This is a genomic window from Clostridium sp. 1001283B150225_161107_B6 (assembly GCF_015556325.1).
GTDB lineage: Bacteria > Bacillota > Clostridia > Lachnospirales > Lachnospiraceae > Enterocloster.
This window is the reverse complement of record NZ_JADNMD010000001.1, coordinates 1,052,564-1,064,999: the sequence shown is the minus strand read 5'-3', so window position 1 is coordinate 1,064,999 and position 12,436 is coordinate 1,052,564. Positions and strand designations below refer to the sequence as shown.

General features: G+C 47.0%; 7 protein-coding genes. 6 read left to right on the top strand and 1 reads right to left on the bottom strand.

The window, feature by feature from the left end:
- The first annotated feature begins 92 nt into the window (after window positions 1-92).
- Entirely contained in the window at window positions 93-1,625 is a 1,533-nt protein-coding gene (locus I2H39_RS04735) for a hypothetical protein (RefSeq protein WP_195625906.1), read from the top strand.
- Window positions 1,626-1,768: 143 nt separating this feature from the next.
- Here the strand turns inward: I2H39_RS04735 and I2H39_RS04730 are convergent, their stop codons facing one another.
- Window positions 1,769-2,146, bottom strand: a complete 378-nt coding sequence (locus I2H39_RS04730) for a PH domain-containing protein (RefSeq protein WP_138305804.1) — start codon at window positions 2,144-2,146, stop codon at window positions 1,769-1,771.
- Between the two features lie 361 nt (window positions 2,147-2,507).
- Between I2H39_RS04730 and I2H39_RS04725 the strand changes: the two genes are divergently transcribed.
- The 5 genes from I2H39_RS04725 to I2H39_RS04705 all read left to right on the top strand — a co-directional run bounded on the left by I2H39_RS04725 (window position 2,508) and on the right by I2H39_RS04705 (window position 12,366).
- Complete coding sequence (locus tag I2H39_RS04725; protein WP_138305805.1) at window positions 2,508-4,736, top strand: response regulator; 2,229 nt, start codon at window positions 2,508-2,510, stop codon at window positions 4,734-4,736.
- 29 nt (window positions 4,737-4,765) lie between these two features.
- The gene (locus I2H39_RS04720; protein WP_138305806.1) at window positions 4,766-6,457 is read left to right on the top strand and encodes a methyl-accepting chemotaxis protein; all 1,692 of its coding nucleotides are present in this window, start codon (window positions 4,766-4,768) and stop codon (window positions 6,455-6,457) included.
- Between the two features lie 268 nt (window positions 6,458-6,725).
- Complete coding sequence (locus I2H39_RS04715; RefSeq protein WP_195625905.1) at window positions 6,726-8,678, top strand: extracellular solute-binding protein; 1,953 nt, start codon at window positions 6,726-6,728, stop codon at window positions 8,676-8,678.
- A complete protein-coding gene (locus I2H39_RS04710; protein ID WP_195625904.1) occupies window positions 8,671-10,911 on the top strand; it encodes a hybrid sensor histidine kinase/response regulator in 2,241 nt (746 codons plus the stop codon). Before I2H39_RS04715 ends, I2H39_RS04710 begins: the two co-directional genes overlap by 8 nt.
- 63 nt (window positions 10,912-10,974) lie before the next feature.
- A complete protein-coding gene (locus I2H39_RS04705) occupies window positions 10,975-12,366 on the top strand; it encodes a GntR family transcriptional regulator (protein ID WP_138305810.1) in 1,392 nt (463 codons plus the stop codon).
- Window positions 12,367-12,436 lie beyond the last annotated feature (70 nt).

The window sequence follows — 12,436 nt, the reverse complement described above, 5'->3', positions numbered from 1 at the left end:
CAAACATGATTCGGCAGGGAGATGCGGCCTATGAAAATGCCAAAAGAAACTCATAATGCGGTGCGTGTTTTACATATAGGAGGGTACTGTTGATGACGATGAGAGAGAAGCGCAGTACGAATGGTTTAAAACGGAAGGTTCTGGCTGGGATTCTTCTGGTGGTTCTGGCTTTCAGCGTGGTTTCCTGCGCAAAGGAGAGCGGGGAAATATCAGATGCAGACCAAATCGTTAACGGAATCCAGCTGGCAGAGGGATACGGAATCTTTTCAGCGGGCCAGTTGCCGGTTTACATCATGAAGGAGGAACCGGCTGCAATTGAAACCGAAGGAGCTAAAGCCTGGCTGGTGTCTTCTGTGTATCACGATGGAATATTCGGCTATCTGGTCAGGCTGGAGGACTACTCCATTACCGAAATTCCGCAGGAAGAGGCGAAGCAGCTTTTAAAGCAGCAGGAAGAAAATACCGGAGCTTTGGAGAAGGAAGACAGGGAGCTGCGGCATCTGGATTTTTTCCCCATTGATTCTGAAAAAGGAATTTACGGGCGCAGCAGCTTTGAAATCAGGGCGGGATACAGGAGCAGCGCCGAGGGTGCGGCAGGAGAATACCAGAAAGACCATTTTACGAACACCATAACCGGGGCTGGCATTCCTCAGGGCAGCTTTCGTGCGAATCAGACTATGTGCAAAAGACAGTACGGTGAGTATCTGGATAACGGATTTGTGACCACCCTGTTTGGATATTATTCAAATCAGGTAAAGTTTGACACTTCAGGGCCCAGAGGCAGTTACCAGATTAAAATTCCGGGATTTACAGACGGATTTACGGTTGAATATATAAAAGCTGACGTGTATCCCTGTGTGGAGGACATCCCGGGGATGGTTATCAAAGAAGGCGCCGGACTTATGGCTGTGGGGGAGTGGACAGAGGAGGGATTGAAGGTGACTCCATATACCACCCGCGGTGTTTCCCCTGAAATTTCAGGACTGTCCTGTGAAGCAGATGGGAAAACCGGATATGGAATACGTACATATACACAGGACAATATGAATCTGTACATGGCATCCCCGGAGTTTAACAGCCGGATGGAGCTATGGGCCGGGACCCCTTACTGCTTTGAGATACCGGAGCAGTTTAAACAGGGAGAAATATTCCTGGAGTGCAGTAAGATTAGTCTGGCAACCAGCGAGCAGTCCGGATGGCTGCATATCCCAATTGTGCAGGAACAGACAAAACTGGATTTGGAGGCGGAGCTTGAGGACTGTATCATCCGCATTACGTCAGTTGAAAAAGAAGAAGAACCCTGGCCGGCGGGAATCCTTGGAGAGAATGAGGCGGAAGACAGACGTCCTACGGTTTGGCTGAAGACAGATGTTGCTTTGAAGGGAAACCGTTTTTTGCGCCTTCGTTATATCCGGGCGGCCCAGGAGGAGGAGGACCCACTGAACCCATACCGGGACAGATGGGGCAAGTGTTCCTATGTGACCGGCCGTCTGGCAGGCATACATGCATTTTATGAAGAGGGGGAAGAGGAAATCAGGTTGCGGTTCGAGAAGCCGGTGTATGACTGGTATGAGAAATTCAGGCTGCCGGTGCAGGTGAAAGGGCAGACGGGTGAAATAAAATGATGTTATGGGTGCGGAATTACTGTAAATCCATCTGCATCACAGCCCATCCGGAGGCCTGGGCTGTGATGCAGATGACGCTTGCGGCTTTTAAAAGAAAAGCACATTAAAACCATGAAGGCACTCCATCCTCAATCTGCAGCATATCATTTTGTTTTACAGCGTTCCTCCATAAAAGCCATCCATTTATCCCGCTTCATCATAGAAATTTTATCGGTTATGATTTCACCGTTCTCCTTGTCCTCATAAGTAATGGCAATCCCAATCGGCATAAAGCTCTGTGAGCATTTTTCCAGTGACCGGATATTTTCATAGGGAATAACAATGTTTTTTTCCAATAAACCGGTTGTCACAATCAGCCGTTTTTCCGTAAAATAAGCCCAGCCCTTCTTCCATTGACCCCATTTTCCAATTAGGCGTTCAATGTAACTGGCCTGAAAAAAATCAATCAGCGTATCTGATTCTTCCATTACGCCAAGTTCTACAAGGTTCTTTTTCTGCTTATCAAGCTTTGTTTCTTTCATATTTTTTTCCTCCTTATACAGCAATATTCAATATAGATACATTTTGTATGTATGTAATATAGCATAAACTCCATTCCACGTCAATTCAAAACCTGAATTCACTACCTGGAGTGTTCTTTTTCTGCCCAGCAGGTTTGTTGAAAATATGCAGATATAAGCATTGCATGCTTATGTAAAGCATGGTACAATCAATTAGTACCCATCATGAACAGGGTTGATGCCGGAAGGAAAGGTTATGGGAAATAGAGGGAACTTATAGCCTGGGGGTATATTTTTTCAGCTGTATCCTTTTATAAAACATTCCCTTTGTGGAATACCACGCAGGCCGCCATTGCCGAAGATAAGATAGGAAAATATCATAATGAATAAAGAAAGAAAATCCTCATTGAAGCTGTCAAAAATATCATTGCTAATCTGTATTGCAGCCTTTTTCTTTTCCGGGGTCAGCATATTGATTACATATGGAATGAATCAAAATGCCCAGAAAATGTATGAACATCCCTATGCAGTATCAAACAGCGCCAGGGCAATGCGCTCACGTCTGTGGGATATGAAACGTTTTTCCGGCATACTTATGACACATGCCTTTCAGTCAAAGGATGATAAAGATTCCTTTTTTCAGTCCCGCTATGATATGCAGAATGAGGAAATCGAAAATATCCGCAGGCTGTATCTGGGACCGGTTAAGGATGTAGATGACCTGCAGGAGGCAATGGATAAACTGATTGAAGTTCAGACCAAAGCAGTCGGTTATGCGTATAATCATGCAGAGGATGAGGTCAGGGAATATATGGACGCAAATGTATATCCCTATTATGACAGTGTCAGCGGGTGTTTAAAGACAATCATTGATTTTGCGGACGCCAAGATATACAGCTTAAACGTTCAGGTTAAAAAAGCCGGGATTGTATCAACCTGCATTTCCCTGATAATTGCCTTTTCAACCATTGGACTGACAATTCTGTCAAGCAGACAGGAGCGGCGCAATATAGAAGCCATGGCTGCCAGGGAACATGATTTGCGGGATGCCCTGTATCTTGCCCAGCAGTCCAGCAATGCCAAAAAGGATTTTCTTTCCCGTATGTCCCATGAAATCCGGACACCCATGAACGTCATTGTGGGTATGACAACAATTGCAGGAACAAATCTGGATGATAAGGACAGGGTAAAGGACTGCCTCTCTAAAATTGTACTTAGTTCGAAGCATCTGCTGGCGCTGATTAATGATGTTCTTGATATGTCGAAAATAGAAGAAGGAAAATTGTCCGTCAATCATGAGGAGTTTGAACTGCAGCAGCTGTTTGAATCAATTGTTCCGGCCATATACTCGCAGGCAGCCGCCAAAGGCAGTGTGTTTGAATGCAACTTCAAAAATATGGTATCAGAAACCGTAATCGGGGATTCGCTCCGGATGAACCAGATTTTATTAAACCTGCTTTCAAATGCCATAAAGTTCACACCTGCAGGAGGCATCATTCGCTTGGTGGTCAGTCAGGCACCGGTGAAAAATGGACATACAAAGCTGACCTTTCTTGTGGAGGACAGCGGTATTGGCATGAGTGAAGAATTCCTGGAGCATCTTTTTACTCCCTTTGAGCAGGAAGACGGCACCGTATCCAGGAAATATGGGGGCACTGGTTTGGGCATGGCCATTACGAAGAATCTGGTTGGCTTGCTGGGCGGTGAAATCCGGGTAAAAAGTAAACAGGGGGAGGGAACCGCTTTTACGGTAGAGCTGCCCCTGGAGGTCCCGGAGGAAGCGGACAAACCGGAAATCGGCGGCTGGGACAATCTCAAAGTATTGGTAGTGGACGATGATGAGGTGGCCTGCACCCATGCAAGTATGCTGCTGAAAAGAATGGGGATTGATGCGGACTGGGTCCAGCAGGGCAGTATAGCTGTCCGGATGGTGGTAAAGGCTCATGAGGATGCCTGTGACTATGATGTATGTCTTGTGGACTGGAAGATGCCGGAAATGGACGGTATTGAAGTGACGCGCCGTATCCGCCGGGAACTGGGACCGGATACATTGGTTATTATTATCTCAGCATATGATTGGAGCGAAATAGAGAAGGAGGCAAAAGCAGCGGGGGCAGATGCATTTATTGCCAAACCATTGTTTGAATCCTCTCTCTGCCATGTTCTATCCGCTGTTTTTGGCCAGGACAGAGACGCAGGGGAGGAAATCAAAGCATTGGCCGAATCACTTAAAGGAAAGCGCCTTCTCCTGGCGGAGGATAATAAACTGAACCGGGAAATTGCAGTGGAGCTTCTGAAGGCAACCGGTGCTGAAATTATCTGTGCGGAAAACGGCAAAGAGACGGTTGACCGTTTTAATGCCAGTGCAGCGGGTTATTACGACCTTATATTGATGGACATTCAAATGCCTGTGATGGATGGATACGAAGCAGCCAGAGCCATACGCCGGAGCAGTCATGAGGATGCCGGCAGAATACCGATTCTTGCCATGACGGCCAATGCATTTCATGAAGATGAGGCAGAGGCGCTGGCAGCAGGAATGAACGGCCATATTGCAAAGCCCATTGATGTAGACGTACTTTATAGAACCATGTCTGAATTCTTAAGATAGCAATATAGTATTATCGCCGGGAGGAAATTATGCTGGAACATTTACGGAATATGAAAATAAGGGCAAGGCTGTTATTATCGTATGCTGTTATTATCGTTATATGCCTGACGGCAAGTACCGCAGCTCTGTTCATGCTGAATAAGATTGGTAATAACCTGACTTCCTTCTATGATAACAATTATACGGTTACAGTTAATGTGTGGATGGCAAAGCGGGAAATGCAGGCTGCCCGGGCGGATATCCTGAATGCCATATTGGATTCGGATATGGATGATACCAAAGCGTCCGTGGCAAATGCGCACAAGCATCTTGGAAATATGCGTTCTGCATTCCCTGTAATCCGGGAAGCATTCAAGGGAGATATTGGGATGGTGGACCAGGTCGATTCACTTTTAGAACGGGCTGTCGTATACCGCGACCAGGTGCTGGGGCTGATAGAATCGGAAAAAAGCGGGGAAGCCTACCAGGTTATGAAATCCAATTATATCCCGCTTCTGGACCAGATGTCGGATACCCTTCAGAAGATAGCGGATGCAGCCGGACAGAATGCGCAGTTTATGGTGGCGGAGGGGGCGCACGCACAGAACGCTGCCATTGCCGTCGTAATTATAATCATGGTTTTAAGTGTGGTGTCAGCACTATTATTTGGACTTTACATTTCCAACGGCATCCGCAGGCCCGTTAATGAAATCGAGCATGCTGCCCGGAAGCTGGCAATGGGAGAGCTGGACGGGGTGCTTGTAACCTATACAGCAAAAGACGAGTTAGGGAAGATGTCGGACAGCATACGCGAATTAATCAGCTATCAGAAGACTATCATTGCGGATATCAGCGGCATTCTTGGTTCCATGTCGGAAGGGGATTTCAGGGTCCGGACTCAGGCGGAAGAATACTACAGGGGCCAGTATAACCGTATCTTGGTTTCCATGAGAGGGCTCCGCGTAAACCTTAACCGTATTCTTATGCAGATTGGCCATTCTGCAAAGCAGGTTGCAGACGGCAGTGAACAGGTATCTGCCGGAGCCCAGGCACTTGCCCTGGGGGCAGCAGAACAGGCAGGCTCGGTTGAGGAACTTGCAGCAGCCGTGCATGATGTATCGGAACGTGTAAGCGAATCAGCGGAAAATGCAGGTGATGCGCGTGTCCAGACAGACCAGGCCGGCGCACAGGTTACTGTGAGCAGCCAGAAGATGCAGGAAATGATGGACGCAATGAAAGTAATCAGCGAAAAGTCCGGAGAGATTTATAAGATTATAAAAACAATTGAGGACATAGCATTTCAAACAAATATTCTGGCTTTAAATGCTTCTGTGGAAGCTGCCAGGGTGGGTGAAGCCGGAAAGGGGTTTGCAGTAGTCGCCAAAGAAATCCGCAGTCTGGCGGACAGAACATCGGCGGCATCTAAAAATACAGCGGTATTGATTGAAGAATCAGCCGCTGCGGTTGAAGCAGGGGAGAATGCGGTTTACGCAACAGCAGGTGCGCTGGCGCAGGTTGTGGAAAGCACAAAGCAGGTTGTGATGACCGTGGATAAGATAGCAGACGCAGCTAAATACCAAAGTCAGTCCATTACACATATTACAACCGAAGTGGGGCAGATATCGGATGTAGTGCAGAATAACTCCGCAACCTCAGAAGAACTGGCTGCTGCCAGTGAGGAACTGTCCTCCCAGGCCCTGGTATTGGAAGAGCTGGTCAGCAGGTTTAAATTGTATGAATAAGCGGAAACGCTGTTTGAAGTGAAAAATAGAGATAACATCCCCTGGTTCGGGTATTTGAGCCAGGGGATGTTCTGTTTTCCGTAGGCGTTTTTATAAATCCCCGGCTCAGCTGCGTCCTGCAGACAGAGAAGTATGAAAAGAAATGTCTCATTCAGTTGTCCCTGCACTGTTTTTATGGTATAATTTTCTGTAAACTATGTCCACATGTATACCAGAAGGTAAGCAGACCAGGTTCGGCTATTATTGTTTGCAATTGGGAGGATTCAATATGAGATACAGTAGACTTTTATTAACAGCAATCTGTCTGAATACGGCTCTTATTGCCATGGGGTGTCATTCCCAGCCGCCTGCGTCAGAAGGAAACAAGAGCCGGAAAATGGAAATATCAATGATGTATCCTATGAATCTGAAGCATTTTGAGCAGCTGGTGGAGACAGAATATCCGGATATTGATTTGAAAATAGAGATGACAACAACCGCTGCCATGAATGGTGACAGCGAACGGCGTCTCCGGAATGGGCATGGCACGGACCTTGTGGTTACGACCCTTCCAACCGGGGAGGTGGGAGATTACGTCATGGATTTAAGCGCGGAGACTCTGGCTACCGTCTATCAGGGCAGTGTCAGCAGTCCGGTGATGATTGAAGGGCAGACACGCTACATTCCCCTTCCCGGGCAATACGAGGGATATATTTTAAACAAGACCCTGGCAGAGCAGCTTGGTAAGCAGATTCCGGCTACCAATGAGGAACTGAGCGATATCTTAAAGGCTGGAAAGGAACAGGGTAAAGGCATTGGGGAGGATAAGGCAATGTTTGGCCTTACCACGGTGTCGCCGGATTCAGTTGGAACCTATATCATCGGTACCCAGGTGCCGGATTTTCTGGGGACGGCAGAGGGGATTAAATGGATGTCGGATTTTAATGCCGGAACAGCCGGGTTCTCCGGTACATGGGATGACAAACTGGGCTTATTAGAAGGGTGGGCCGGCGAGGGATATCTGACAGCAGGTACATTGTCATTAAAGACAAAGAATGCTATGCCCTGTGAAGACAGAATGCTGGGCGGAACCCTGATGCTGTCCTATGGCAATGTGCAGATGTTTACAAAGTTAAACAGTGCGGACAGCCAATATGAGTTTATCATGCTTCCCTATTTAAGTGATGAGGGAAATGCGCCGTGGGTGATATCAAGACCTGACGGGTATATCGGAATCAACCGCGCTCTTGAAACGGATAAAAGCAGGCTGGATGCATGTATCCGTATCCTGAATTTATTGTCCACGCCTGAAGGACAGGAAGCATGGATGGAAGATACCGCGGCCCTTTATTCATATCTGGCCGACTATAAATCCTCCCAGGCCGTGGTGCCGGAAGGAATAGCAGACTGCGTTGAGCAGGGATACATCTATGATTTACAGATGCCGTCCAATATCATTCGTTTTTTTGGGAAAAACATGTCGCTTGTTCTGGATTGTAAAACTGAGATAGGGGATGCACTGGCCTTGGTGGATGATTACTGCAGGAATGGTTCCTCAGAGGTAGACTATGACCAGTCCGTGGCCGGAAGTGTGGAGGAAGACCTTATCTACGAAAATTACAACACCAGAAGAGAAGAAGCAGCCATCGGCAATCTGGTTGCAGATGCTGTAAAGGAATACTGCGGCTCCGATATTGCAGTCATCAACGGTGGAGGGATACGGGCCAGTTTATATGAGGGGGATGTCCAGGGGGAGGATTTGAATGCGGTATGCCCTTATTCCAATCAATTAATTGTTGTCAGGGCAAAGGGCAGGGTGATTGAAGAGATGCTTCAGAATGGCATCTCACAGACTGCCAGAGATGGGGTGCCTGGCGGACGTTTTCTGCAGGTTTCCGGCCTGTGTTATTCCTACCGGTCAATGGAGGATGAAAAACCGGCCGTGCTTCTTTTTGTAAGTCTGCCGGATGGTTCTGCGCTGGAAGAGGATACCTGGTATACGCTGGCAATCACAGATTATATGGCAGGACGCAATGGATACCTGGATAATAATGGGGACGGATATACCATGTTGAATCTATACAGTGATACTGCACCAAAGGCAAAGAATGTAGAAATCGTGAAAGAGACAGATGCCACATATGCCGATGCCTTAAGGAAATACTTTGAGAATCATAACAAGGAACCCATCAGGGCAGGTTTGGAGGGGCGCATTATCATCGCAGGAGAAGAAAATGAGTAAAGCGATAAAAAGAAACTGTAAAAATAACTGGTATGTGGTTTCATTTTTCATTATAATGACAGCTGCCTGCACCCTTTGTTTTATCTGGCTGATACAGGCATCCTCCAAAGCCTCGCAGAAGGCCGGCGTGGAGATGGACACACTCTATTTACGGGAACTGACAACACAGACCATCGGGCATTTCCATACCAGTATCAACAGCCAGTTTTCACAGCTCAGAACTTCAGTGGCATCCATGAAAAAGGAGGACCTGGAAGATTCGGAATCCCTGAAGTCATATTTAGAGCAGGCACGGAAACACAATGAATTTAATTTTTTTGCACTGGTTGATGATGAGGGAAGGTACTACTGTGCAGACGGCGTGTTTCCGGGCGCTTCCAAGATTAGCTTTCTCGGCCGGCTGCTTCAGGGAGAGAAGAATCTGCTTTCCTATAATGAGACAATACTGGGAGATGATATCATCCTGATTGGGGATTCGGTCACTCCATTTGCCTTCGGGGGACACACAATGATAGCTGTATTGGCTGGTCTGGATATCAATGCCATCAACAGCCAGCTCTCCCTGAAAAGAGTGGATGCAAAAACTTATTCCAGCATGATAGACCGGTCAGGGAAGTTTATCATCAATAACAGCTATAACAGCAGGCTTACCCAAAGCTCCAATATTTTTTCAAAACTGCACAAATATGCAGAGTTTGAGCAGGGATATTCTCTGGAGGATGTCCGGGAAGATTTGAAAAACGGCGGTTCAGGGCTGTCATCCTATGAGGTTGATGGTGAAAAGCAGTATATGTACTATGCCCCCATTCAGGGGACGGACTGGTATCTGCTGACCATTATTCCGTATGAAGTGGTGGATTCCACCATCAGCGATTTAATTGGCATCCTTAACAGGAACTCCATTGGGATGATGGTATTTATACTGACGCTGTTGTCGGCCGCCTTTGTTTTCTACTATATCAGCATAAGCCGGAACGAAAAAAGGATGCAGGAGGCAAATGTTGCGGCAGAAGAGGCCCGCAGGAAGGCAGAGGAGGCGAGCCGTGCCAAAAGTGAATTTTTAAGCCGTATGAGCCATGAAATCAGGACGCCCATGAATGGGATTATTGGCATGAATACCATAGCAAGGCAGAACATAAATCATCCTGAGAAAGCAGAAGAATGTCTGCGAAAGCAGGCGTTATCCACCCAGCATCTCCTGTCCCTGATAAACGATGTTCTTGATATGTCGAAGATAGAGAGCGGTAAGATTGAAATCAAACGAGAGTCATTTTACCTAAAGGACCTGCTGGAGCAAATCAGTACCAGCTATTACGGCCAGGCGGAGATTCGGGGTATTAACTATGAGACAATCCTGGAAGATGAGATTGGCGGCAGCCTGATTGGTGATTCCCTGCGGCTGAATCAGATTCTTAATAATCTTTTGTCAAATGCCATGAAGTTCACCCCGGCAGGGGGGACTGTCAGGCTGCGGATATCTGAAGTCCTTGAGACAGGCCGTGAAATCCGCCTGAAATTTGAGGTTACAGATACAGGCTGCGGCATTGCAGAGGAAAATCTGGAAAAGGTGTTTGAATCCTTTGAACAGGAAAGTTCCGAAGTGACAAAGAAATATGGCGGAACAGGACTGGGGCTTGCCATTGTCAAACGTTTTACGGAACTGATGGGGGGCAGGATTTGGGTTGACAGCCAGGTTGGAAGCGGAAGCACGTTTGCGGTGGAACTGCCCTTTGGAATAGACAGGGAAGAAGGGCTGGGGGGTATTCTGGAACAGGGAACGGAATTTTCCGGTATAGCTTCCAATCAGACGGAAAGTCATGCGAAGTTTGATTTCACCGGCAGACATTTCCTTCTGGCGGAAGATAATGAAATCAATATGGAGATTGCAGTTGAACTGATTGGGATGACAGGCGCTGCGACAGATACTGCTGAAAACGGAAAAGAAGCGCTGGAGCTGTTTTCACGGTCAGAACCCGGATACTACGATTTAATCCTGATGGACGTACATATGCCGGTTATGGATGGTTACGAGGCTACAAAACAAATCCGATGCCTGGAACGTCCGGATGCACTCCATATTCCGATTTTTGCCATGACGGCCAATGCATTTGATGAGGATAAAGAGGAGAGTGAGCGGGCGGGGATGGACGCGCATATTGCAAAGCCTCTGGATGTGGAGGCACTGTACAGAACAATCAGCCGTTTTCTGCAAAAAAATAGTACATCTGAATAAGGAGGCATGGTATAATAAAAATAATTGCGGTTCACAGACAGACACATGATGAGGGAGACAATTTTGGCAGACAGTGAAAAAATGATTTACAATCTGGTGTATGATTATTATGAGACGAGAATCCTGATGGGGGCAAGCAGGTATGGCGAATATCTTCCGTCTATTCCGCGCATTGGTGAAAGCTTCCAGATGGCACCCCGGACCGTGCGGGCTGCGCTGGCACGGCTGGAGGAGAACAGATATATACAGATTGAGCCCAGGAAACCTGCCAGGGTCATATATCAGACTGCAGACGCTCATATCAGGGAAAACGCGGCATTTTATTTTGTTCCAAGGCAGGCGGGAATACTGGATTTCTGCCTGTCCGGCAAGCTGCTGATTGAACCGATATGGGAGTACGTGCAGACAAAGCTGGATTTGGAGACATGGTCCCGGTTGAAGCAGAAGATAGCTATGGCAGGGAATATCAGTCTGTCCGTATCAACCCGTCTCCATATCTATGCGTTTGCAGCGCTGCAGAACAGGCTGATTATGAATTTTTATTGGGAAATGCTCCGGTATCTGCGTTTTCCTTATCTCTCCGTCCATGATACACACAAGTCAAGAGACAGCAAGTTTCTAATGGATGAAAAAACGGATGAGACAGGTTTTATGAGGCAAGCATTTGAGGGGGACTTTGATAAGGGAGTTGACTATCTTATGGCCTTCTGTTCCCAGGCGGAAAAAGAATATGACCTTAAGGGAAGGGCAGAAATCCCATTCCGCTGGAATGTATACTGGCAGAGGCCGCAGATTTGCTATACGCTGGCTTCCAGAATTATCCTGGATATTATAAAGGGAATCTATCCGATTGGGGGATGCCTGCCTTCTCTGGCGGTTATGTCAAACCAATTAAACGTGTCATTTCGGACGCTGCGCCGCACACTTAGCATTTTGGACAGCCTTGGCGTGATTCGTCTGCATCGGGGAAAGGTTTCTGAAATATGCACGGAGGTAAGGGAGATTGATTTTAACCGGCCGGAAATCAGGGAGGGATTCCGCTACTACCGGGAAAGCCTTCAGTTTATGACCATAACCATGCGTCCTGTATTTCTTTATGTAATAGAAAATGTAAGAAAAGAAGACTGTGATTACCTGGTAAATGAGTTCATGCGCATGTTTAATCAGAACAAATACCGGCGCTGTTTCCAGCTGGCATTTGAATTCATCTGCGAATTCTGTCCTCTGGCTGCGGTAAAGGAATGCTATGATAACCTGGCATATTTTTTGATTTGGGGATACCCGTTTTCAATTTATTACAACGGCAGGGACAGGTTAACAGAGGATTATATCTGTAAGACCGGGGAGGCCGCACAATATTTAATGGAAGGGAAATGGGAGGAGTTTGCGGATAGTTGGAAGGCTTTGGCTGAAAATGAGCTGAGAGATGCTGCACAATATGTTTGCAGGCATTAAGATGTTTTATGAGTCATAGTTCAAATCCGGACAAAGTTCCTGTGATTATAGACAGGAGAGCCTTAAGGAC